At 48.0% G+C, this 21,853-nt stretch carries 21 protein-coding genes, 13 tRNA genes and 1 rRNA gene (1 of these 35 running past the window's edge); 28 read left to right on the forward strand and 7 right to left on the reverse strand.

Annotation, left to right across the window (positions count from 1 at the left end):
* The 14 genes from RGB73_RS03155 to RGB73_RS03220 all read left to right on the forward strand — a co-directional run.
* Positions 1-793 (forward strand): 23S ribosomal RNA (locus RGB73_RS03155) (it extends 2,177 nt beyond the left edge of the window).
* A gap of 56 nt (positions 794-849) precedes the next feature.
* Positions 850-925, forward strand: a tRNA-Asn gene (locus RGB73_RS03160).
* Between the two features lie 7 nt (positions 926-932).
* Positions 933-1,023: transfer RNA gene (locus RGB73_RS03165), tRNA-Ser, on the forward strand.
* A gap of 20 nt (positions 1,024-1,043) precedes the next feature.
* Positions 1,044-1,120, forward strand: a tRNA-Met gene (locus RGB73_RS03170).
* Between the two features lie 9 nt (positions 1,121-1,129).
* Positions 1,130-1,214: transfer RNA gene (locus RGB73_RS03175), tRNA-Leu, on the forward strand.
* A 10-nt stretch (positions 1,215-1,224) separates the two neighbouring features.
* Positions 1,225-1,298, forward strand: a tRNA-Glu gene (locus tag RGB73_RS03180).
* Positions 1,299-1,369: 71 nt separating this feature from the next.
* Positions 1,370-1,445, forward strand: a tRNA-Val gene (locus RGB73_RS03185).
* Between the two features lie 50 nt (positions 1,446-1,495).
* Positions 1,496-1,572: transfer RNA gene (locus RGB73_RS03190), tRNA-Met, on the forward strand.
* A gap of 99 nt (positions 1,573-1,671) precedes the next feature.
* Positions 1,672-1,748: transfer RNA gene (locus RGB73_RS03195), tRNA-Asp, on the forward strand.
* A gap of 36 nt (positions 1,749-1,784) precedes the next feature.
* Positions 1,785-1,857 (forward strand) — tRNA-Phe (locus RGB73_RS03200).
* A gap of 18 nt (positions 1,858-1,875) precedes the next feature.
* A tRNA-Thr gene (locus RGB73_RS03205) sits at positions 1,876-1,951 on the forward strand.
* A 4-nt stretch (positions 1,952-1,955) separates the two neighbouring features.
* Positions 1,956-2,030 (forward strand) — tRNA-Gln (locus RGB73_RS03210).
* A 4-nt stretch (positions 2,031-2,034) separates the two neighbouring features.
* Positions 2,035-2,110 (forward strand) — tRNA-Lys (locus tag RGB73_RS03215).
* Positions 2,111-2,182: 72 nt separating this feature from the next.
* Positions 2,183-2,264 (forward strand) — tRNA-Leu (locus RGB73_RS03220).
* Between the two features lie 109 nt (positions 2,265-2,373).
* Here RGB73_RS03220 and RGB73_RS03225 read toward each other — a convergent pair.
* The 4 genes from RGB73_RS03225 to RGB73_RS03240 form a co-directional block, all read right to left on the reverse strand.
* Positions 2,374-3,573 carry a tyrosine-type recombinase/integrase gene (locus RGB73_RS03225; RefSeq protein WP_310769114.1) on the reverse strand — a complete coding sequence of 400 codons (1,200 nt, stop codon included), beginning with the start codon at positions 3,571-3,573 and terminating at the stop codon, positions 2,374-2,376.
* 7 nt (positions 3,574-3,580) lie between these two features.
* Positions 3,581-3,931 carry a hypothetical protein gene (locus RGB73_RS03230; protein ID WP_024983301.1) on the reverse strand — a complete coding sequence of 117 codons (351 nt, stop codon included), beginning with the start codon at positions 3,929-3,931 and terminating at the stop codon, positions 3,581-3,583.
* The gene (locus RGB73_RS03235; protein WP_310769118.1) at positions 3,928-4,560 is read right to left on the reverse strand and encodes an ImmA/IrrE family metallo-endopeptidase; all 633 of its coding nucleotides are present in this window, start codon (positions 4,558-4,560) and stop codon (positions 3,928-3,930) included. Before RGB73_RS03235 ends, RGB73_RS03230 begins: the two co-directional genes overlap by 4 nt.
* Positions 4,561-4,644: 84 nt before the next feature.
* A complete protein-coding gene (locus RGB73_RS03240; RefSeq protein WP_051567337.1) occupies positions 4,645-5,025 on the reverse strand; it encodes a helix-turn-helix domain-containing protein in 381 nt (126 codons plus the stop codon).
* A gap of 142 nt (positions 5,026-5,167) precedes the next feature.
* Between RGB73_RS03240 and RGB73_RS03245 the strand changes: the two genes are divergently transcribed.
* The 6 genes from RGB73_RS03245 (at position 5,168) to recD2 (ending at position 9,600) form a co-directional block, all read left to right on the forward strand.
* Positions 5,168-5,407, forward strand: a complete 240-nt coding sequence (locus tag RGB73_RS03245) for a helix-turn-helix transcriptional regulator (RefSeq protein WP_024983298.1) — start codon at positions 5,168-5,170, stop codon at positions 5,405-5,407.
* A 29-nt stretch (positions 5,408-5,436) separates the two neighbouring features.
* Positions 5,437-5,628, forward strand: coding sequence for a helix-turn-helix domain-containing protein (locus RGB73_RS03250; protein ID WP_024983297.1), 192 nt, complete (start codon positions 5,437-5,439; stop codon positions 5,626-5,628).
* A gap of 182 nt (positions 5,629-5,810) precedes the next feature.
* On the forward strand, positions 5,811-5,957 hold the full coding sequence (locus tag RGB73_RS03255) for a hypothetical protein (protein ID WP_310769124.1): 147 nt from the start codon (positions 5,811-5,813) through the stop codon (positions 5,955-5,957).
* A gap of 138 nt (positions 5,958-6,095) precedes the next feature.
* Complete coding sequence (locus RGB73_RS03260) at positions 6,096-6,842, forward strand: hypothetical protein (protein WP_310769128.1); 747 nt, start codon at positions 6,096-6,098, stop codon at positions 6,840-6,842.
* A 33-nt stretch (positions 6,843-6,875) separates the two neighbouring features.
* Positions 6,876-7,049, forward strand: a complete 174-nt coding sequence (locus tag RGB73_RS30555) for a DUF6906 family protein (protein ID WP_396136167.1) — start codon at positions 6,876-6,878, stop codon at positions 7,047-7,049.
* A gap of 292 nt (positions 7,050-7,341) precedes the next feature.
* Complete coding sequence (gene recD2, locus RGB73_RS03265) at positions 7,342-9,600, forward strand: SF1B family DNA helicase RecD2 (RefSeq protein WP_310769130.1); 2,259 nt, start codon at positions 7,342-7,344, stop codon at positions 9,598-9,600.
* Positions 9,601-9,638: 38 nt separating this feature from the next.
* On the opposite strand, the gene RGB73_RS03270 is transcribed toward recD2, so the two are convergent.
* Positions 9,639-9,854 (reverse strand): hypothetical protein, encoded by a 216-nt coding sequence (locus tag RGB73_RS03270; RefSeq protein ID WP_310769132.1) that lies wholly within the window; start codon positions 9,852-9,854, stop codon positions 9,639-9,641.
* 571 nt (positions 9,855-10,425) lie between these two features.
* Complete coding sequence (locus tag RGB73_RS03275) at positions 10,426-10,626, reverse strand: hypothetical protein (protein WP_310769134.1); 201 nt, start codon at positions 10,624-10,626, stop codon at positions 10,426-10,428.
* A gap of 399 nt (positions 10,627-11,025) precedes the next feature.
* Here RGB73_RS03275 and RGB73_RS03280 point away from each other — a divergent pair, with 399 nt between their 5' ends.
* The 4 genes from RGB73_RS03280 to RGB73_RS03295 all read left to right on the forward strand — a co-directional run bounded on the left by RGB73_RS03280 (position 11,026) and on the right by RGB73_RS03295 (position 16,423).
* Positions 11,026-13,125, forward strand: a complete 2,100-nt coding sequence (locus tag RGB73_RS03280; RefSeq protein ID WP_310769136.1) for a DUF5348 domain-containing protein — start codon at positions 11,026-11,028, stop codon at positions 13,123-13,125.
* A gap of 21 nt (positions 13,126-13,146) precedes the next feature.
* Positions 13,147-13,581: a reverse transcriptase-like protein gene (locus RGB73_RS03285; RefSeq protein WP_310769139.1), complete on the forward strand. Its 435-nt coding sequence runs from the start codon at positions 13,147-13,149 to the stop codon at positions 13,579-13,581.
* A 648-nt stretch (positions 13,582-14,229) separates the two neighbouring features.
* On the forward strand, positions 14,230-14,817 hold the full coding sequence (locus tag RGB73_RS03290) for a metal-dependent hydrolase (RefSeq protein WP_310769141.1): 588 nt from the start codon (positions 14,230-14,232) through the stop codon (positions 14,815-14,817).
* A 157-nt stretch (positions 14,818-14,974) separates the two neighbouring features.
* Entirely contained in the window at positions 14,975-16,423 is a 1,449-nt protein-coding gene (locus RGB73_RS03295; protein WP_310764996.1) for a transposase, read from the forward strand.
* Between the two features lie 205 nt (positions 16,424-16,628).
* On the opposite strand, the gene RGB73_RS03300 is transcribed toward RGB73_RS03295, so the two are convergent.
* Complete coding sequence (locus tag RGB73_RS03300) at positions 16,629-17,864, reverse strand: IS110 family RNA-guided transposase (RefSeq protein ID WP_310769143.1); 1,236 nt, start codon at positions 17,862-17,864, stop codon at positions 16,629-16,631.
* Between the two features lie 469 nt (positions 17,865-18,333).
* On the opposite strand from RGB73_RS03300, the gene RGB73_RS03305 reads away from it, so the two are divergent.
* The 4 genes from RGB73_RS03305 to RGB73_RS03320 all read left to right on the forward strand — a co-directional run bounded on the left by RGB73_RS03305 (position 18,334) and on the right by RGB73_RS03320 (position 21,849).
* Positions 18,334-18,537: a hypothetical protein gene (locus tag RGB73_RS03305; RefSeq protein ID WP_310769145.1), complete on the forward strand. Its 204-nt coding sequence runs from the start codon at positions 18,334-18,336 to the stop codon at positions 18,535-18,537.
* 137 nt (positions 18,538-18,674) lie between these two features.
* The gene (locus tag RGB73_RS03310; protein ID WP_310769148.1) at positions 18,675-19,061 is read left to right on the forward strand and encodes a hypothetical protein; all 387 of its coding nucleotides are present in this window, start codon (positions 18,675-18,677) and stop codon (positions 19,059-19,061) included.
* A gap of 288 nt (positions 19,062-19,349) precedes the next feature.
* Positions 19,350-19,988, forward strand: a complete 639-nt coding sequence (locus RGB73_RS03315; protein WP_310769150.1) for a hypothetical protein — start codon at positions 19,350-19,352, stop codon at positions 19,986-19,988.
* Complete coding sequence (locus RGB73_RS03320; protein ID WP_310769152.1) at positions 19,981-21,849, forward strand: VirB4 family type IV secretion system protein; 1,869 nt, start codon at positions 19,981-19,983, stop codon at positions 21,847-21,849. Before RGB73_RS03315 ends, RGB73_RS03320 begins: the two co-directional genes overlap by 8 nt.
* Positions 21,850-21,853: the final 4 nt, after the last annotated feature.

A 21,853-nucleotide genomic window follows, 5' to 3' on the forward strand; every position in this document is an offset into this window, starting at 1 on the left:
ATGTACAGGATAGGTGGGAAGCTGAGAAGCAGGGGCGCCAGCCTCTGTGGAGCTGTCGGTGGGATACCACCCTTGATGTACGGAGTTTCTAACTCGTCGCCCTGATCGGGCGAGAGGACCATGCCAGGTGGGCAGTTTGACTGGGGCGGTCGCCTCCCAAAAGGTAACGGAGGCGCCCAAAGGTTCCCTCAGAATGGTCGGAAATCATTCGTAGAGTGTAAAGGCAGAAGGGAGCTTGACTGCGAGACCTACAAGTCGAGCAGGGACGAAAGTCGGGCTTAGTGATCCGGTGGTTCCGCATGGAAGGGCCATCGCTCAACGGATAAAAGCTACCCTGGGGATAACAGGCTTATCTCCCCCAAGAGTCCACATCGACGGGGAGGTTTGGCACCTCGATGTCGGCTCATCGCATCCTGGGGCTGAAGTAGGTCCCAAGGGTTGGGCTGTTCGCCCATTAAAGCGGTACGCGAGCTGGGTTCAGAACGTCGTGAGACAGTTCGGTCCCTATCTGTCGCGGGCGCAGGAAGTTTGAGGAGAGCTGTCCTTAGTACGAGAGGACCGGGATGGACGCACCGCTGGTGCACCAGTTGTCACGCCAGTGGCACAGCTGGGTAGCTATGTGCGGACGGGATAAGCGCTGAAAGCATCTAAGCGTGAAGCCCCCTCCAAGATGAGACTTCCCACAGCGTTAAGCTGGTAAGACCCCTCATAGACGATGAGGTTGATAGGTTCGGTGTGGAAGCGCGGCAACGCGTGGAGCTGACGAATACTAATCGGTCGAGGGCTTATCCACACAATCCTTGCATACATGCGTATTCAGTTTTGAAGGAATAAATGATCCTTCAACGTTCCTCGGTAGCTCAGTTGGTAGAGCAATCGGCTGTTAACCGATCGGTCGGCGGTTCGAGTCCGTCCCGAGGAGCCATATATGCGGAGAGTTACCCAAGAGGCCGAAGGGGACGGTTTGCTAAACCGTTAGTATGCGCAAGCGTAGCGAGGGTTCGAATCCCTCACTCTCCGCCATATTTTTTCTATAGGAATTTGGCGGTGTAGCTCAGCTGGTTAGAGCGTTCGGTTCATACCCGAAAGGTCGGGGGTTCGATTCCCTCCGCCGCTACCATCCTAAGCTGCGGTCGTGGTGGAATTGGCAGACACACCATCTTGAGGGGGTGGCGGGGCGACCCGTGCGAGTTCGAGTCTCGCCGACCGCACCATACATAACAAGGCCCGTTGGTGAAGCGGTTTAACACAGCAGCCTTTCACGCTGTCATACAGGGGTTCGAATCCCCTACGGGTCACCTAATGTGAGGGTCCCCGCAAAGTATTCGGAATGTGCTTCAGAGCATAAACCTCACTTTGTGGGGGATATGGAGGCTTAGCTCAGCTGGGAGAGCATCTGCCTTACAAGCAGAGGGTCGGCGGTTCGATCCCGTCAGCCTCCACCACCAATTTAATTAGACATCAGGGTCAAATAGTTGACTATGATCGTCATCGTCGCGGGATGGAGCAGCTCGGTAGCTCGTCGGGCTCATAACCCGAAGGTCGCAGGTTCAAATCCTGCTCCCGCAACCAAATTTCTTCTTGCACTTATCTAGGCGAGGGAAAATAGCGTACCAGTACGGTGCAGTCAATTGTTCCTTGCAGAGACGTGCAAACTGAATATATGATCTTGGAGCTGTGGTGAAGTTGGAGTTCACGCTGGTCTGTCACACCGGAGGTCGCGGGTTCGAGTCCCGTCAGCTCCGCCATTTTTTTCTCAATGGCGTTTGAAATGAAATACGTAAGGCTCGGTAGCTCAGTCGGTAGAGCAGAGGACTGAAAATCCTCGTGTCGGCGGTTCGATTCCGTCCCGAGCCACCTTGCTTCAACTTTCGTGCCGGTATAGCTCAATTGGTAGAGCACCTGACTTGTAATCAGGGGGTTGTGGGTTCAAGTCCTATTGCCGGCACCATTGATGGGGTATAGCCAAGCGGTAAGGCAACGGACTTTGACTCCGTCATTCCTAGGTTCAAATCCTAGTACCCCAGCCATTGCGAGCCATTAGCTCAGTTGGTAGAGCATCTGACTTTTAATCAGAGGGTCGAAGGTTCGAGTCCTTCATGGCTCACCAGTTTTTACAACAGAAGATAGGAAATTTGCAGCACGGTAGAAATATCGTTGCCTTTTCTGTTTTATTGGCAGTGCGGGTGTGGCGGAATGGCAGACGCACCAGATTTAGGTTCTGGCGGGCAACCGTGGGGGTTCAAGTCCCTTCACCCGCACCATAGGCGTCAAACCCTTGAGAAATCAAGGTTTTTTTATTTTCGCCAGAAGTTGGTGTGGGAGAAAATAGTCCCCGAAAGTGTCGTTGGGGACGAAATGGGGACGAACACCTCAAATCGACTGTTTTTTGGGGTCGAACTGGTCGAATTTGTCCGCGAGGTCCCGACTCACTTGTTTGGTAACGTGTGCGTAGATATCTGCCGTCGTTTGGTGTTGCTTATGCCCCAGACGCTCCTGGATCGCTTTCAAAGATGCACCCTGATGGATGAGCAATGTAGCTGAGCTGTGTCGTAGATCGTGGAACCTGATGTATCGCAGCCCGTGACGCTTTACGAATTTACTCCACCACTCGGAAGGGTAGGTAAAGTATAGCGGCTTTCCGTAGCCGGCGTGAAATACATATTCACGGTCACCCCCCTCCCATCTGTCCCGGATTTTCATCTTTTCTTCTCGCCATTGTAAATGGTATCGGCGCATTTCCTCCATATACCAACCTGGCATCTGTACGATGCGATCCTCACCGTTTTTCGGCTCTTTTTCATATACCTTACCATCTGCTGTAAGTGGAATACTCTTTTTGATATGGATCGCATTTTCAGCGAAAAGTACCTGCGGCCACTCTAGTGCAATCAATTCACCGCGTCTAAATCCACCGATTATTGCCCCGAGGATGAGTAGTCGCCACATCAATGGCTCTTCATTCAGCGCTTTGATCACCTCTTGTGCCTCATCAGCTTCGTAGAATTGAGCTTTTTTCTTTTCTGCCTTTGGTTTCTTAATTTCCTTTATCGGATTAGATTTAATGAGTTTCCAACTTTCCGCTTGGGCGAATATATTCCGCATGACCGAGTAGATGTATTGAATGGTACGTCCAGATAGCATTTGGCCGCGGTCGTCTTTCCTTGATCCAGGATTGGAGAGACGATCCATAAGGGTGATGATGTGCATCGGTTTGATTTCATCAAGTCTTTTGTGCCCGAGTGCTGGCAGGATGTGATTCCGAATATGACCCAAGTACTCTTTTAAGGTTTTTGGGGCAAGCTGCTTTTCAGCGTACTTGGTTCTCCACTCTTCAATAAAGGCGGCGAAGGTCATCTTCTCAGGAGTGATGTACTCACCGGCCTCAACCTCAAGCTTGAATTTAAGCCACTCACTTTCCAGATACTCTCTAAGTTTCTTTTTTGTTTTCAATAACGCTGGATCTTCAACCTTAATGACTTTTCTTTCACGCAACCGTTCTCCATTAGGTCCATACCCCAATTCAACGGTTAAACGCCAAGAATTAGCGCCGCGCTTTTCAATACTTGCCATGTTTGGTTCACCTCCATGGATTCATCTGCAGGATTTCTTCGAGGTCTGCCACCTGCAACATCAGAAATTCGGCATCCCAATAATCTAGCATGTTTTCCGTCGCACGCCTACGGAGAGGGTCAAGCCGAATCCCGAACTTCCCTGGTTTATCTTCGCTCACGGTCAGATCTGCAAGCGTCACCGTTATCCCCATGCTGTCCGACGAGAAATCTTCCGCTCCCTGTCGTTGGAAGGGAGCAGCTATGGGAATATAGGCTATATCTTTGTTCCAATCAAGTTCCCCCTTCCGAAAATTGATGACGTACCAGAGCGGGGCCAGCTCCCCCTCGAAATAATCGTAAAAAACTGCAATTTTCATCGGATAACAACTCCTTTTCCTTTTTTCAGTTTTCGATCAATTGCAAGTCGGAACATTTCCTTTGCTTCATCACACCAGTTTGCCGGATCAGCTTTACGGTACATACTTAGGTTATAGGAAACGAGACGCTGGCTGTATTCTTCCTGGCTGATTCGATTTTTGATCTGTTTGAATCGACGTGTTGCGAGGTCAAGCGGAACCCGAAATTCGTGAGCCCAGTACATGGGGACATCTTTCTCGTATGTTGGAAAATCCAGTTCCAGCACCATAAAGAAGGGAATAGCGGCGTATAACTGGAACTGCGATGCTTGCGTTTCCTGCAAGTCCCGGAACGCCTTGGGGAGCATTTGTTGATCACCGACGTGGCGGAGCGGGTGACAAAGTTCATGAAAAAATTCGCTCTGAGCAGATGGCTCGTCCAAACGAGAGTCGAGAATGATCATAAAATCATTAGAGCCATCGTCAATCCAACGGGCATGAGATTTTGTCGGGAGATAGGATATTTCACCCCCATAAATGTTTGCAATCCGGTGAATATCAAGGTCTTCTGGCGTGAAGATGGAATGTGCGAGGTATTTTTCAGCAATCCATTCCTCAAGTGGAGTCATTTTGTAGAGCGACAAATCCACACAAACCCCTCCTAAACAAACATTTGTTCGTATTTATGGGTGAAAATAATAGCCCAAAGGGCTATGAAGCACTAGAATAAAGGATTATTTTTCCCGTTCCTTCGCTCGTCTTTCTTTCATCCTACGGAACAGTTCCAAACTCTCTTTCAAATACTCGGCTTCCTCTTCGGTAAGATCTTCCCCGCCAGTAATAAAGGCAAGGCCCATGCGTGCGTTTTTATCGTCCTTTTTGTCGGAAGGGGCAGGATCGTCAGTACGACCGAGGAGATAATCGACGGAAACCCCGAAGTAGTCGGCAATCTTTTCTAAGCGCTCACGTCTCGGAGTGTTATCATCAGACGATTCATAACGGCGGATCGTCGATTCCGGAATTTCTAAGGCTGCTGCAAGGGCCTCTTGTGTTAACCTTTTTTTTGACCGAAGTTCCTTAAGTCTATCTTTAAACCCCATTATTATCACGCTCATTTCTTGCCTCCATTCTACAAAATAACGTTCATAAAATAAACGCTCAATATTTGAACAAAAACCATTGACATGCTCATTTATCGAGCGTATATTATAATTGCAAGGTTCAAAAAATGAGCTTAACAAAGTGAGGTGAAAGGAAATGAAAAAACTCGCCCCTCGCCAGAATTTAATTAAGTCACGTAAAGATTGTGGGATGACCCAAGACGATCTGGCAGCTATGGCAAATCTTTCTCGTGCAATGCTTTCAAATATCGAGCGAGGGTATACATTACCGTCATTGCCAACTGCATATCGGATTGCAAAGGTTTTGAAACGTTCAATTGAGTATCTTTTTTTTGAAGATAACGCTCAAAAAATGAGCGAAGATAAATCCGCCTGATAGGTCAATCCATAAAGTAGGTGATACTCATGAATCAAGGAATACTGACCCCCGCTGAATGTGCGAAATACATCGGCGTCCACCGTGACACGATTTACGCGATGGTTCGCAAAAAGGAAATCCCGCATTTTCGGGTTCGCTCCCGCATTTTCTTCCGAGTTGAGAGCATCGACGCCTGGATGCGTGAACAGGAACAGAAAAACACCAAGTCTTCGGCCTAGTAACTCAACATCTTTTTGAATATTCTAGCTGTTTCTCTCTCTTAGTTCTATTCCTGCTTTTTCCTACTGCTGTTTTCATTAACTCCACTTTACGCGATTGTCATGCTGCACGGAGGAGTATGATGCCCGGTATTTGATCCAGATCTGTCACCCAACAACGGAATCTGAGGAGGGGGATCCATATGGAACGTTCCTTGGTAGAGGAGGCATTCATCGAGCTGCAAGATGCTCAGTCCAATTTGAAGGAAACAGGTACCTCGTCACCCTTTTTGCTTACGGAACCTGGATTAAAAAAAGCAGAATCCATATGCACAGATACCAAAAAGTAGTGGTTACTCAGGGGAAGTTAGTCTTCCCTATCGTTTTTCTTACAAGTTGAAACTGAGTAGTAACAAAAGGACACGATCATAAAGGCGCTTGTCCATTTGTTAGTGGTCAGATTCGGAAAAAAGTGAGGAGGGGTCGTTATGCAATACGTTGAGCTGATGGTTTTGAGCGGTCGGGAACACAACGTTTTGAATCTTCTCAAGAAGAAAATTGAAATGCTGGCTGAGTCCGATGATTCATACGCGTTCCTGAAGGATGTGGTTGTATGCCACTTCCGGAAGGGGGTCTCTCAGGTTTCTCACCGCGTCAAATATAGCTATGAGAAGGGGGTGAAAAGCTACCTGTTTATCGGTGCCGATCTGATGAATTGGACCACCGATCAACTGGAGAAGTTGTATTGCGTTTTAACAAGCGGCATCCCATTTGTGATCGGGTTGGTTCGGAAGTGGCAGCAGATTCAACAGCGGCTGTTTACTTCTCAGGAAGAGATGGAACGCATGGCTCGTAATCTCGGTACAGAATTGGAGCCGGAGATTCGCCTGGTGTTACCTGAAAAAGAGACTGACATTGTTCAGGCAGTTGAGATCCAGGCTGCAGTTGAAGAAGCCAAAGCTGAAAACGTGGTTCGTAAGCGCGTGTCTTTCAAGGAGATGGTGGAGCGCTTCAAACAAAAAGTGAGTTCCATTGGGCAGAGGATAGAGGAAAGGGAGATCGGTCGGAAATCCAAGCGGGTTCTTTCTCTTTCTTACGACTTTGTTCTTGATTTGATTAAGCGACACTTGCCCCAGGCGATCCAACCCAACGTGTTCATCCCGACAGAATGGCTAATCAAGTGGCTGCCGGTACTCATTGAAGAAGAGATGAAACATCAAGGCTCAGTGGCTTAACGGCGGAAGTGAGAAGAAGAAGGAGTTGAGACAGTGAAAAACGGTAAAAACCTGAAGCGAACGCAAAAACTCGTACTTCTTAGCCGCAACCTCAATCCGAAGGAATGGCTAATAAGCAAAAAGTTGCCCGATATGTGGCTGCTCGTTCATCGACGGACAAAACAAACATTAGCATTATCACTCAATAGTAGTTCAGATGCGAGTTAAATTGCCATGTAGACAACATTTCATCAGCTTGTTGGATATTCTCCTGACATTGTTTAATCTGTACAGCTTTTCGAGGTAAAAACAGTGGAGGGAAATAACAATGGATTCCTTTAAACCAGCGAAAATAATTGTTAGCATCCTTTGGCTTGTTACTGTGATCATTATGTTTTATTGGGGGGAGAGATGAGGACATGTTGTTTGATCCATAGTGTAAGCCTGTAACCCGAGTTGATTTCGTTACCAAACTTAAAACTACTATATCAAAAAAGTGACACAACGAGGAGGTGTAACATTGAGTGGGAAAACCGGAACATTAGTCCGTTATAAGTTTCGGCAACCGAACAACGACTTCATTGTTGCCATTCTTAAACAAGACGATGGCGAAGAAATTACCATCATCGGGACTATTTATGGGGTTGAGCCAAACGAGAAAATCACAGTATACGGCGATTGGTTCAAACATCCCCAGTTTGGCGATCAGTACCGTGTCGAGCGTTGGGAACGTCCGATTCCGAAAAGCAAGGAACAGGTAATTGCTTTCCTTTCATCGTCCTTGGTGAAAGGCTGCGGGGAGAAAAGAGCCAAGCAGATTGTTGATGTCCTGGGTGAGAACACATTAGATATTATCATGAAAGAAGGAGAAGCTTGCTTGCTGCCGATCCGTGGAATTGGTCAGCAAAAGGCATCTTCTATTGTCTCCAGTGTCCGGGCATCGTTTGAGGTTCAACAGATCATGATGGAGCTGTCACAGTACGGGATAAGTATAAGTATTGTCGTGAAAGCCTACAAAGAGTTTGGTTCCAACACACTGAACATTATCAAGCGGAATCCGTACGAGCTCACCAAACTGGATCTCATCGGTTTTCTTAAGGCGGACGAAATCGCAAAAAGAATAGGCATTATGCCCAACTCAATGTTCCGGATTGAATCCTGTGTGGATTATGTTCTGAAAAAGATGTGCTTCGATTTTGGCCATTGCTTCATTCCAGAAGCAGAGTTGATCGATGAGGTTCTGAAGGTTCTCAACCACAACACGGACGTATACATTACACGGGATGAGGTAGAACAGGGGATTTTTCAGCTGGAGGAAAACGGCCGCCTCATCATTGAGGAAGAGGGAGTCTATCCTCCTTTTTTGTATCGCTCCGAAAAGAGACTGGCCCAACTCCTGCTCAAATTTATGCGAAGCGGCAGTAACAACGTAAACATGGCTGCTATCGATACTGCCATCAAAGACTACCAGGTTCGTTCCAAAATCGTATTGGCGGAAGGACAACGTGAGGCGATCCGGAAGTTGTTCACGGAAAACCTGTTGATCTTAACCGGTGGTCCAGGATGCGGGAAAACCGCAAGCGTAAAAGCCGTCATTGATGTGTATCAACGGCTTAACCCAGTGGCAAGTATTGCTTTGGCTGCACCGACAGGACGGGCCAGCCGCAAACTGACGGAGGTAACCGGACTGGATGCGGCCACCATTCACAGACTCATTAACTTCCGACCAGGCGAAGAGCCAGAATTCAACGAGAGCAATCCGCTTGAAGCAGATTTACTTATCGTCGATGAAATATCCATGATGGACATACAGCTGGCCGATCTGTTGTTTAGAGCGATCAACCCGAACAAAACGAAAGTACTACTGGTAGGGGATCAGGATCAGCTCCCTTCCGTGAACCCAGGAAATGTACTAAAAGATATGTTGGACGCTGGCGTTCCGCACGTGCGGCTCACAGAAGTCTTTCGCCAGGCGCAAAACAGCCAGATTGTTACCAATGCTCACCGGATCAATAAAGGCGAGTCAATTGTCATTGATCCAGCGAAACAAGACTTTTACTTCATCCAGCGGGAAAAGCCGGAAGAGATCGCTGCTACGATTCGGAACAGCGTCGTGAGGTTTACGCAGCTTGGATACACCGCTGCAGATATTCTTGTCCTCAGTCCGATGAAAAAGGGGCCGATCGGAACAGAAGAGCTGAATCGTGTGCTTCAAGAAACCCTCAATCCCTCTGCCCCCCATAAAGAAGAAATAGCGGTCGGGAAAACAGTCTTTCGAGTCGGGGACAAAATCATTCAGACCAAAAACAACTACGCGAAAGAGGTTTTCAACGGCGATATCGGCACGATTGATCGGATTGATTACTTACTGGACAAAGAAGGACAAGTAACGGAAGAGAAAGGTCTGTACTGCACGATCAACGGCCAAGTGGTGACTTACACAAAGGAAGAATTACATGAGCTTCAACTGGCCTATAGTATCACCATACACAAGTCGCAGGGAGGGCAGGCTCCCATCGTCATCATACCGGTATCGACCAGTCATTACATCATGCTTGCGAGAAATCTCATTTACACCGGAATCACCCGAGCCGAATCCAAAGTAGTCTTGGTGGGAACCAAAAAAGCCTTGCAGATTGCGATTAAGAACAACAAGATTGTGGCACGTAATACGAGACTAACCAAACGAATCGTTGAGGACATTCAGCTATATGGACTGAACAAGGCAGCCCCGACTCTTCCTAATTGGGAGGAGAGAAGGGCTGTTGTTTTTTCCTAGTTTATAAAGCTTGGGATGCCATTCATTACAAGAGGGGGTTAACTTGGATACCGCCGGCCAGCATTGCCGAGCAACTCGAAGACGTGGCGGTACTGCCTGATGGGGAGGTCAGGGAATACAAAGGCTATTTCCCCAGCGGCCAGTTCAAGACGATCATCCTGTTCGAGGACAAACGGAATCTCCAGAGCGGCCAGGGCCTCACGAAGGTAGCTGACCTCCGACCAGGGTACCGGATAGTAAAACGACTTTTCCATATGATCACGCTCCTTGTGGTGAGCGTAGCATACCGGGTTGGGACAAAAAAAGGTTTTACACAATCAATTATGTTAAGAGGGGGACAAATGATGAACATGCAATTGTCTGTCACCAAAGGGGAAACCAGCGACTAGGGGAACTTCTGGACAAAGCACAGAGACGTGAGGAACAGTGGATAGGCGCTTACAACAAAGCCATAGCACGTGAGAAAAAGCTGGTCGAGGCGTTGCAGATCATAAAGGAGAGAAGCACTGATTACTGTGCTGTTGGTGTCGCCAACGACACGCTGAAAGAGTTGGAGTTGATTTAACAAAAGAGAAAAAGAGGACAGGAATATTAAAACAGAGTGTTATAAGTCTCTCCAAATTTTTGCCAAGCCTTCACAAAAGCATAGGCGAGTACACATAGACCAAGGAAAATGATACCCAAACAGCCGTACCTCATGTAACAACCTCTTTCGGAGAAAAATTTTAGAGACCAACTAGTTACTATACTACAACAGATGGACAAGTTGTTTAAGTTGAAAATACGGAGCTGGTGCCCCCTTTATCGGGAACACCAGCCGATGGGTTAGTCTTGTTTTGACTCGCCATCTGTACCAAACAAATGCCTCAAGACGATCTGGGTCACGTCAGATACCCGCTCGAAGACGAATGCGACCCCTGTCTCATGAGGCTGAACATGGTAACGAGTCACACCGAACTGCGACAGTTCCTGACTGATCCGCAGAGCGTCAGAGAGACTTACAAAAAAGTACAGACGCTTGGTCATAGTATCACCCCCTTCCGGGCTAAAAGTAGCAGAAGGGGGTTGGGACAAAAAAGATAAAGCCCCTGTACAGGGAGCCGAATATAGGTTCGCTACTAAATAATATCATGTCTATCCGCAAGGGGGAACGGAAGATCAGCATACAACTGATTTTCCTGCAAAAATAAATCACAAAGAGACACAATAAAGGTTGGGGATAGATTTGAAACGGCCCCCCGTTCTGCCGACCGCAAAAATTCACGACGATCAAAACCACTCAAGTCCGAATGGTGGCTCAATAGACTGCCGTTAGTCAAGGCTTTGTCTTAGTTGAAGGTGTTTGGGGACAAAACCTTTATGAAGTAAAAGAAAGGAGGAAAGAAAGAAGGGACTAGATAGCGCTAGTCCCTTTTGAATCCCGATATGAACACAAATAAATTATACCAATTTTACGTGTATTTGGTCAACCATTCCCCTGTTCGTATTCATGATGTTGCAGATGTGTTTGCAGTTCACAGAGCTACCGTTTGGAGGAATATACGGAAACTTGAAATTGCCAATCTGATCCAGACACAACGGACATGTGAAGGGGTCAAAATCGAAAAGGTGGGTGAGTGGCGGCAGGATGCTACCCAGGTTAAAGTCGTCCCAAGAAAAGCGCGGGACAGTAATGTTGCATTAAAGACGGTTCGTAAAGAAAAAAATAGGGTTCAGGAGGTGGGGGGCAGAGGAGACGCCAGAACGGAACAGGTCGTTCCCAATGTTGCAATGGGAATGGAAAGCGATGTTGCATTTGTCCCCAGCTGCAATTGCATGGATAAAGCAGGTAATGTTGCATTCCAAGAACCGGCAGCCGCTAATGGAGTATATATAAAAAAGTATATATTACCCCAGTTGGTTACGCGCGCGTGTGTGAATCCTGCAACATTGGTCAATCAGCAGTCGGGGACCACGGCTCTAAAACCAATTGATTGTGACAAGGGGGAAATCACTGCGATCTCTCTCGCGAGTGTATTGATTTTGCCTACGAGAGTTTCCACTGATCAAGTACGAGCTGCTGCAACATGGATACGAGAATGGATAGACCTCCCGGTATATCTCCGTCATCTTGGGATTACGGTTCAAAGAGAAAACCGATCGGGTGAACATCCTTGCTTGTGCCCGCTCCATGGGGATACCGAACCAAGTATGTATGCCAACAGGGAAAAAGGCATCTGGTACTGCCATGCCTGCTCCATTTCTGGCGATGCTGCGGAAATGGTTCGACACATGTACGGAATGCGCTTTGGAGACTCGGTACGGAAGGTGCTAAAGGACGTCCGTCAGCTATTGCTGAAAGGTGATACCCGAGTGCTTTTAGCAAAACCAGGGGAGGCTTATCGCGCTTGGCTTGATTGGGGGAAATCCAGACGAGTCCGTGGTCAAACTTCGCGCAAGCAGGAGAAGGCCACTGTTTCAAACAGGCTCCTTAAGATGCAACGACGGGAACAGGCCCATCAGTACGCTTTCGATCTTTGTCTTTCTCAGGTTGCCCAGGACTATTTACGAGACCGGGGATTGGATACCGATAGCATCCGAACGTATGGCATTGGATGGGATCAGAAGACCAACAGTATCGTATTCTCCAACCGAGACGCAGTAACAGGGGACGTGCTTGGGTTTACGTACCGATCCATTGTCCCCGCTTCCAAAAAACGATACCGCAATACGCCTGACGACAGCCTCTTTCAAAAAGGGGCTGTTTTGTTTGGCCTTTATGAAGTGCTGAAAGAGGCAAAACGCAGCAAGACACTCTATTTAGTAGAGGGGGGATTTGATGCAATCTTAATGCGCCAAGAGCTTCGGGTACCAGCTGCGGCCATGCAAGCTTCACATCTATCAATAGAACAAGCGTGCCTGATAGAACGGGTTGTTGGGAAAGATGTGAAGATTTACGTTGTCCGAGATAATGACGAGGCGGGCGGAAAAGGGATTGAACTGACCAAAAAAACGTTACAGAGTAAGGGTTTCGATTATGAGGTGTTGAGACCGAAGAATGTTTTTAAGGATATTGCCGAGCAACTTCAAACTGAAAAACAAGAGAGGATGAGGAAAATGGGCAAAATCAATACCATGAAAGAATTGCTGGGGAAACTCCCATTATCGGTAACTGTTCAGAAGGTGAATCAAATCCTCGAAAATATAGAGCCGAGCGTTTTATCTGCTGATGAGCGATTGGAATATCATCTGCTGAACAGAGTAACAGAACACTTGGAAGCAGCTTTGTATGATCTTAGCTATTTGAACAAGAAGGTTACCGCTCAGGGACGTTTGTACAAAAACAGCAGCGGCAGATATGCCATCAATGAGGATCATTACTTCACTTGCGGAGAGACCATCGAAATATTGGTGAACGAAGAAGAGGACGGCGGATACTGGGTACGAACCAGGATTGAACATAATGGGGAAGACTATTACGCGGTAGATCGGCCAAAGATCAGTCTCCAAGACACGATGGCGAGAGTTCGATATCTGCAAGGATGAAAAAAGGATGGTGCAGACAAGATGTATACAGGTTGCTTTGACATTACCCGAAACAAGAAGAATTTGTATGCTATTGCGTGGTTAATTTCTCCAGAAGGAGAAAGGGTGTGGCAATTTCAAGAGCGTGTTGAAGGGCTTGATCGGAACGAGGCGTACTATCATGCGCTCCAGGTGTTGCTTGAAGAAATACTCGCCCGTGGCATTACAGCGGTAAAGTTACTCGGTACAAATTCCCTTGTTATGAAACAGGCAAGTGGCCAATGGCAGGCCAAAAAAGCACGTCTGTTCAACTATTGTGTAAAGGTAAGAAGCATGCTTGCAAATCTTCAACATTTTCGGTTTGAGCGGTTGGATCGAGAGCAGCAGGAAGAGGAACAGGGGATGTCATTCGATTCTGTTACCCGTGTAGGAGGGGGAAATGAGGCGGAACAATTTGTCATGGTGAGTTTCTGGTAAATTGGTACTTGAAAACATTCCCATGATGATTTATGCTATGTATTGACAATATGAAAGTGCTTGAATTATACGCACATTCCGAATCGCTTGGAAAAGCGATATTTTTATTCCTTTCGTCGCTTAAAATACCCATTTTTGTATGATGATTGGGGGTTTTGTGGTTGAAATTAATACCCGTTACCTTACGTGACTTTCCGTATCTACAGCCGGTGGAGTGGACGTTCAAGAAAAAGGGGTATCGAGGAAAGGTTACATTTCGCCGTGATACCCAAGCTTACGTTTTTGAGATTGAATCTCCAAAAAAGTATCGTTCATTGGATGACGGAAAGGAATTCACATCACTTGAGGAAGCAAGAAAAGCGGCAGAATCCAAAATTGACATGTTCGATACCGTATTTGGTCGGTTACTAGCATTGAAGTAAGAGGCCCTGTTGCAAAGGGCTTTTTGTTTTGGGCACGTTTTGTGAAAGGAGGATTAAATTGGTTGGGAGTTCTGTTTGAAATCAACAACCATGTGCAACGATTGCTTTCGGAGCGAGCCAAGTTGAAACGAGAGTTGCGTACATGTCCTCCCGAACGAGTGGCGATTCTACGAGAAAAGTTAGATGACATCAATAAACAGTTACTCAACCTGAAGGAGAGCCTTCCATGCTAGGACGCACACATATGACTGTTGCGGTTGCTGCGTACTGTACGTACAATCTACCGCGTCAATGGGATGAATTGCCGCTGTGGGCCATGGGACTGGGAACAGCGATTTTTTCGTCGTTACTACCTGATATAACGGAGCCAAGAAGTCGAATGGGTGGGATGTTGATGCCCTTCATTCCTTCCTGGCTCCGTCCGATTGTGTTTTTGGTTTTAGGAGGGATGCTGGTCTATTACGGATGGGTGAATCGAGAACCGTTATTCATGGCTATTGGGGTTGTTCTGCTTTTGCTGGTGCTTGTAAAAAACCGGGAAAGCCCTACACATGGCTTTGTGGGGATCGGAGTTGTCGTAGCATGTGCATGGTTGTATCAACCGAACTTGTGGATGCCGGCCCTCATTGGGTACGGTTCCCATCTTGCCTTGGATTTTATATCTGAGAAGATCGCGTTGTTTTCTCCGTTGAGCTCAAGGCGCTTCGGAGTAACGCTTTTTCAAACAGGTTCAACCGCTGAACGGCTGCTTGTCCAATGGGGGGCCACTGTCTACACAGCGTGGATTATTATTCAGTCATATCTCCCTGGTTAGGAGCGCTACATTTTGAATGCCTGGTATCCAAACGGTACCGGGCTTTTTCTATTAGTGAGAGGCTTAGAAGTCCGGTGAAAAAGTCCGCGTAAGCAGGCCTTTATCACGGGTTTGTCGAATTTATATCGTAACACGATGATCGAAAGAGTGATTGAACATGAAAGCCTATAAGTCATCGGCTATCCAGCCTCAGATGTTCCAATTTGTGGATATGGATGAACTCGTACCGAAAAAGCACATCTTGCGCCAACTGAACGAAGCGCTTGATTTTTCCATCGTCCATGATTGGGTGGCGCCGCTGTATACGGAACGTACCGGACGCCCGGCGGCTGACCCGGAGCGGATGGTTCGACTCATGCTGCTTTCGTATTTGTTCAACCATTCCGAACGGGAATTGTATCAACTGTTGCCCATGCATGGGGGCTACTTGTGGTTTTGCGGACTGGATTTCGAATCCGTCTTGCGCCCGGATCCATCCAGGCCGTCCCTGCCGGATCGGACGACCTTGGTGAAGACCCGGAAATTGTGGCGAAAACACGGTATTTTCGACACGCTCATGAAACATGTCGTCGATCAGTGCATCGCCGCCGGACTGGTCCAACCCGATGTAGATGCGGGAGTCGACGGTTCCCAAGTACGCGCCAACGCTTCTATCCACAGCTTGAAAGAAATCACTCTGGCACCTGTGGAGTCGATTGAAGACTACCTGGCTCGCATGGCCCGGCAAGACGAGCAACCCGAAGGTGACGCCGCTGATTCCGATGATGACAGACGGCCGCCCGCACCGCCCACGCGAACAGAACGGCGTCTGGAAGACGAAGCGACACATGAAGATTTTCATGGCAAAAGGTTCTCGAACAAGACCTACCGCAGCGTGACGGACCCGGATGCTCGCTTGTACAAAAAGAGCAACGGTCAGGAAGCGCATTTGCGGTATTTGGTGCATCATGTGACGGATGTCAAATCCGGCGTCATTCTGTCTACGCAAGCGAGCATCGCGTCCGGAACGGCTGAACGCGAGACGAGCTTGCAACAGCTGGCCGCGATCCGTTTTGCCCATCCGCAAATCCGGATTCGCACGCTTTCTGCCGATAAAGCCTACGGTACGACAGATTATCTGCAAGCGCTGTTCGAGCAAGGGATTATTCCTCTGGTTTCGCTTCGCAACCTGGCACTGGAAGATGTACCGACTTGGAAACGCCAAACGAACGATCCGAAGAAACAACGCAAGCGTCTGGCCAAAATCCGAGAAATCCAAATCCGCAACAAAGCCAAACAAATTCAGCTCAAGGGTTCTTACCGTCATCTGCAAAAGTTACGGACGCGGTGCGAGCATGTGTTTGCCGAAAGCAAAGTCGCGCATGGCCTGGGTCGCGCGCGGAGCCGCGGCCTGGATTGCATGCAGGAGCAGGCACTGCTCACGGCAATCGTTCAAAATCTGAAAAAACTATGCCGGTTTAAGAAGAAACGACCCCAAACCGGTATTTCGGCATGTCCAAAACCGAAATCCGTGATGATGGAGGCGGTGTCGGACCTGCTCATTTCGGCGTTGGTTGGGTTGTTTTCCTCTTTTTTCATGCCGAAGAGACGGATACAACTGACTTAAATCACCGGACTTTTAGCAATACATGCTTGAAGCCTAGCGGTGGAATGTCAAGGGGTTGATCAATGAAAATTGGAAGGAAACTTAAGAAAAATCTGTTTTGAGCCTAAAAAAGGCAATACGAAACCTGACCCAGCCAATAGACGGAATTTTCAGACGACTGTTTGGGCGGGTCTAATGGAAGTGGAGTAAAAATCAGGAATCTGGTTTAATTCCTCCTCTCCGGTGGTGTGTACAGTTTCTTGGTCTTCAGTAGCATGAAGACCAACCGTACCAATTTGCGTGCGGTAAGGACGAGTGCTCGTTTGTGCTGGTGTTTCGTAACTTCGTTAAATTTCTTGTGGTAGAACGCTTCGTATTCCGAATCGTATTTGCGAACTTTATCTGCTGCTTCAACTAAGTAGTAGCGCAGATACTTGTTGCCGGTCATCACGCGCTCGGTATCTTCAGCTTCAAAATCTCCGGACTGGTACTTGTTCCAGACCAGACCGGCGAATTTGGCCAATGCGTTGTGATCGTCAAATCGGCTAATATCACCGATCTCGGCCAGGATTCCGGCTGCATACACGGCTCCGATGCCTTTGACGGATGTCAGTGTCTGCTGAAAGCCTTTCATGATCTTGTCGATCTGTTTATCCAGTTTCTTGACCTCAGCCTCCATGTTCTTAATGACGCTGAGGGTGACGGACAGCGAGATATTGACCGGATCACTCATGGCTTTATCCAACCGATACGAAGAGCGGGCCAGCTTTTTCAACAGTTCCGCGATTTCTTGCGGATTGGCGAAACGTTTTTTGCCCTTCTCCTGAAGAAATTCAATCAGCTCTTCCATGGGCATCTCCGCGATGCGTTCGGGATCCAGCTCTTGGATCACAGCCAGACTGGTGGCGCCGAAAGTGTCCGAGAACGGATTGTCGATCCGCATCCCGCTGAACTTCAGAAACACCTGATTCAGGAAATACGCTTTTTCACGCTTGATACTGTGGATGAGGTGAAAGCGCGTGCGAGTCAGACGCTGCAAGGCTTGGTATTGGACTACTTCATTCATATCGTGAGGCAGTCGTCCGAAACGCAGATGGTCTGCAATCACCCAGGCATCGATGCGGTCGGTTTTGGGAAGGGTATCATAGCCCTTCTTGAACCGAGCCACTTTACGAGCATTCAAGACGTAAACCTGAGCCTGAACGTTGGGTTCATAGGGAGCGAGTTGGTCTTTTAAGTAGTGGGCCAGGTGCCATCCAAGATTGGATGTCGCCTCCATCCCGATGCGAAGCGTTTGGCACTTGACTTCCGCCGCCGTATCCAGCATCCGACGAATGAGGGTATCGGCCCCGTGTCGGTCGTTGGTGACGGAGAAAGAGGCCAGCTTCCGGCCGTCCCCCGCCATGAATTGTACATGGTGGGAACGCAAGCTTACGTCTATACCGATCAGCATTTGGGACATGGGATTCACCTCCTCAGGGTGCTTGTACACAAAATCAAGCCGGACTCGGACCTGGGTGCCCGTGGAAACCACCTGCTGCAGCCTCGTCATCAGCACTCACCCATGGGGAAGACAATTGCGGGGTGCTACTCCCCCATCCCGCATGAGGGCGCAACTAGCGGTCAGAATCTGAGCGGTGGATCCGGGTAGCAGGCTTTTGAAGCAGTACCTTGCGGTCTGCACGGAGGGAAAGAAGTCTCCCGAGATCAAGCTTGTCGATCCCATTGTTCCACGGACAGTTCCGAGTTGTAAAGCGGCGTTCGCTTGCCATGCGACCTCTCGCATTCGAACGCTGCATGTATTCAGTTGTGGAAAAGCGCATGACAAAGAAACAGCAATGGCAAATCCATTCTGCGATTAGAGCACAAATTGTGAATCAGTTTTTTGAGATTTCCCCGACTTCCCCATCCAAAGAAGGGGGATAAAACGGGTGAAGCAAAAACAAGCGGATGAGGAAGCCAGGGGCTTCTCAAACGGTGGGCTCTTCGAATCGTCCGGATCGATCCGAAGAGATGGAGGACAGAGGCTTCGCCTCCCGACTTCCGTTCCTCGCCCTTCGGGCTGCGGTACGGGTTCGGCTACATCATCCACCACCGCCGCTGAGTTGATGATCATCATCTGGAAATTCATCTAAGCTGTTTCCGGTTGTCCGGATCAACTGGAAATTCGCTTGAGATGAGCTTCTAAACTGATTATACGAGGGAGGGAGGAGATTTTGCGCAGCTGGCCTCGACGTTTTCCCAATTGCTGAAAAAGGAAAGGAGATTTAGGATGAGCCGAACTATCCGAGCAGTTAAGATCCTGATGCTCGTTGCCATTTTGTTCTCGTCACTGTTTGTCCCGATTACACAGTCTCAAGTAGCGTACGCAAATGTAAACAGCAAGCCAAATTTTGACCCATTTGGACTTGCCGAAGGAAATCCCGAAAATGATTTTAGCCAGTTGATCAACAAAATCTTCAACTGGGTGATTGGGATATCATTGTCTGCATCCGTCATTTCCGGTGCATTGCTGGGGTTTTTTCTAAATTTCATTGCCTTCGGGCAAAACGCCAGACAGACGGCCAAAACATGGGGGTTTGGCATTATCATTGGACTGCTGTTGATTGCAAGCCTGGTTACGTTAGCCAAGGTGATCTACAACATGCTTTTGACATAATAAGGACGGTGTGAGTCATGCGTGCCCGAGTACCGAAAGGGATAAAGAATGACATCCCCCTCTTTGTTTTGTCTAACACACAATGGATCATTTGCATTGTGTCGTTTACCGGATTGCTTGCCTCCGTTTCCATTGGATTCTACGAAATTGCCCCCTTGTTTCCCATCGCGGGGGGATATCTCATGTTTCGGAAAATCAAAGGGGAATCTCCATGGACGGTGTGGTGGCGGCGCTTCTTGTTCAGGTTGAGACCGAAAAAGGTGTTTCGAAGGGAAAGGAGAGGATACATTGGACTCCAGAAAGAGCATTAGTTGGCCGGAGTATCTGGAACTAGAAGATGTCCAGGATGGCCTTGCGGTTCTTACAAACGGCCGTTACCGAAAGTATTTGGAGATTTTCCCGATACCCTTAACGCATTGCTCGGAAAAAGAACTGCGGAATGTCTACTTGGGTTGGCAGGATTTCTTACGGACATTGGAGATTGAGATTGCTTTGTATATCCAAAGTCGCCAGGTTGATCTGGAAGAAGTGATGAAAAGACAAAGGGAAAATCGAATCAATTTTGTCCGTGCTTATAACGCTTCCGGTACAACAACAGAGGCGTTTTTGATGGAGCAAGAACAATTCAATCGGGAGTTACTTGCATCGAGGAACCTACCGGTTCGCCGTAATTTTCTTGTGTTTCCGTTAGATGACCCAACTCGCTCTCCGGAAAAAGCCAATGACTTTCTCAGTGATCGCATCGAGGAGTCTTTGGGGCGTATCCAACGATTTGTTCGACGGTACAAACGTCTGGAGACTCCGGATGTATACGACATTCTCCATGCCTGGTGCAATAAGAAACAGTCCAAGTACATCTCGGGTGTTGATCTCTACGAAAAGGGATTTCACAGCTTGTTTGTGAGAGGGGTGCCCGCGTTTGCTTAACTTTAAAACAAAAGTCAAGTTCACTTGGTCGGCCAAGAAGGAGAAGGATGATGAATATCGTCCGATCCATGATTTTATTGAAGTGTTGGCTCCAAACTTTGCTGATCTCTCACCTGCTACGTACATTCAGGTAGGAGAGAGGTATATCCAATCGTTTTTTGTAGACGGGTGGCCGTCTGAAATTGACTTTGGATATCTGCACCCACTTGTGAGTTTCCCTGGGGATATTGATTTCATCCAATATATCGCCCCTGTTGACAAAGACAGGATTTTGTCCTGGCTAACGACCCGTATTGAAGGAATTGAATCTAAACTCATTGATCGTGCCAAGCAAGCGTCCAGCCGTGGTGTACTCTCCAAGCAGGAGGAGTTGGCCATGCTCCAGCAATTACGGTCTGATATTGATAACAATCGAGATCGCATTATCTACTTCGATAACTTTATTATTCTGGCGGCCAACAACCAGGAGGACCTCGAAAAAAAGGCAGACCGCCTCATGTCAAAGTTTGGCGGGACCAAGGATTGCCTGAAGCCAGCAGACCATGAGCATGACCTGATGTTCAAAGCAGTCAGTCCTCTGGCCATCAAGCGAAAAGAAGCGTGGAAGGAGATGAATTTGGCTGCGGGAACCAACCTGTATCCCTTTACCGTATCGGATTGGCCGCATGAGGATGGCCCGATCCTGGGACTAAATTACGACGTTGGTTCCCCAGTCCTTTTCGACGGGTTTAACAAAGAGCACGTGAATAACTTTGGGATCTCACTAATTGGTGTTTCGGGAACAGGGAAAACCGCCATGCTTCAAAAGATCATTGCCGGAGAGGTTCCGTATGGCGTTTACCATGCGGTGATTGACCAGGAAGGAGACCTGAAAAAAACCATTGAAACCTTGGGAGGCATTTATTTGCCAATTAGCCGTTACTCCGATTTGCGGTTTAACCCGGCAGACATTGAACTGGAACATCACAAAGAGCGCGGTTTGATTGTTGATTTGCAGGGCAAGGTCGAGGATATGGTCAATCTGTCGGCGGCGATGGCGGGACTGACAGACAGTGCGGAACACAAAGTCATTGCGGCCTATATTGACCGGGCTTGGAGAAAAGCTTACGAATCATGTGGAATTAGCGAAGATCCAAGAAGTTTATATCACGATGCCTATTTTGACCCGGAATCTGGGCAATTCGTAACAAGGAAAAAAAAGACACCACCGCAGTTTAGCACCTTTTATCATGAGTTTTGCTTGCTTGCCGAGGGGATCAATGATTTGCAAGGGACTGTTCTTACCCTGGAACGCTTTACCGAAAAGGGAACGCTTGGCATCTTTGATTGTCAAACCAATGTGGAACTTGGGGATGCTCCCTGTGCCGGATTCGGACTCAGGGATTTGCATAATTCGGAGTTACTGCCCATTGCCAATATCGTTGTACTATCCTACTTGGAAAACCGTTTCTTAAAAAAGCGTGACTTGGACGATGGTTCCCTGTTTCGAGTTGATGCGGATGAGTGCCAGGAACTGTTCAAAAACCTTTACTCTGCCAAGGCGCTTGAAACGTATTTTCGGCGGTTCCGCAAGAGAAAAGGCGGCCCGATTGCGGCCACGCAAAACTTTCAAAAGTTTTATGAGAATGAGCATGGCAGAGCCGTGATCCAGAACAGTGATACCAAAATCATTTTTGCCCAGCACGAAGGCGACCTGCAAAAATGTGCCGAATTGTTCAAGCTCACCGAAGGAGAACTGGAGTTTTTAAGCATGGGACTCGCTCATCATGCCATCATTAAGCAGCCCAAATACAGTGTTCGCGTAGTGACGCAGTTTTCTCCCTGGGAACAAGAGATTTTCTTCCCAGAGCATGGGGGGTGAGCAA

It is taken from the genome of Brevibacillus brevis (genome assembly GCF_031583145.1).
Taxonomy (GTDB): domain Bacteria; phylum Bacillota; class Bacilli; order Brevibacillales; family Brevibacillaceae; genus Brevibacillus; species Brevibacillus brevis_E.

Bases quoted from the DNA above. Each gene is read 5' to 3' on its own strand.
- RGB73_RS03255 (WP_310769124.1), top strand. From the start codon at position 5,811: ATGGAACGTTCCTTGGTAGAGGAGGCATTCATCGAGCTGCAAGATGCT.
- RGB73_RS03300 (WP_310769143.1), bottom strand. From the start codon at position 17,864: ATGTCCCAAATGCTGATCGGTATAGACGTAAGCTTGCGTTCCCACCAT.
- RGB73_RS03240 (WP_051567337.1), bottom strand. From the start codon at position 5,025: ATGAGCGTGATAATAATGGGGTTTAAAGATAGACTTAAGGAACTTCGG.
- RGB73_RS03275 (WP_310769134.1), bottom strand. From the start codon at position 10,626: ATGACCAAGCGTCTGTACTTTTTTGTAAGTCTCTCTGACGCTCTGCGG.
- RGB73_RS03225 (WP_310769114.1), bottom strand. From the start codon at position 3,573: ATGGCAAGTATTGAAAAGCGCGGCGCTAATTCTTGGCGTTTAACCGTT.
- RGB73_RS03290 (WP_310769141.1), top strand. From the start codon at position 14,230: ATGCTAGGACGCACACATATGACTGTTGCGGTTGCTGCGTACTGTACG.
- RGB73_RS03245 (WP_024983298.1), top strand. From the start codon at position 5,168: ATGAAAAAACTCGCCCCTCGCCAGAATTTAATTAAGTCACGTAAAGAT.
- RGB73_RS03285 (WP_310769139.1), top strand. From the start codon at position 13,147: ATGTATACAGGTTGCTTTGACATTACCCGAAACAAGAAGAATTTGTAT.
- RGB73_RS03310 (WP_310769148.1), top strand. From the start codon at position 18,675: ATGAGCCGAACTATCCGAGCAGTTAAGATCCTGATGCTCGTTGCCATT.
- RGB73_RS03270 (WP_310769132.1), bottom strand. From the start codon at position 9,854: ATGGAAAAGTCGTTTTACTATCCGGTACCCTGGTCGGAGGTCAGCTAC.
- RGB73_RS03280 (WP_310769136.1), top strand. From the start codon at position 11,026: ATGAACACAAATAAATTATACCAATTTTACGTGTATTTGGTCAACCAT.
- RGB73_RS03260 (WP_310769128.1), top strand. From the start codon at position 6,096: ATGCAATACGTTGAGCTGATGGTTTTGAGCGGTCGGGAACACAACGTT.
- RGB73_RS03250 (WP_024983297.1), top strand. From the start codon at position 5,437: ATGAATCAAGGAATACTGACCCCCGCTGAATGTGCGAAATACATCGGC.
- RGB73_RS03295 (WP_310764996.1), top strand. From the start codon at position 14,975: ATGAAAGCCTATAAGTCATCGGCTATCCAGCCTCAGATGTTCCAATTT.
- RGB73_RS03230 (WP_024983301.1), bottom strand. From the start codon at position 3,931: ATGAAAATTGCAGTTTTTTACGATTATTTCGAGGGGGAGCTGGCCCCG.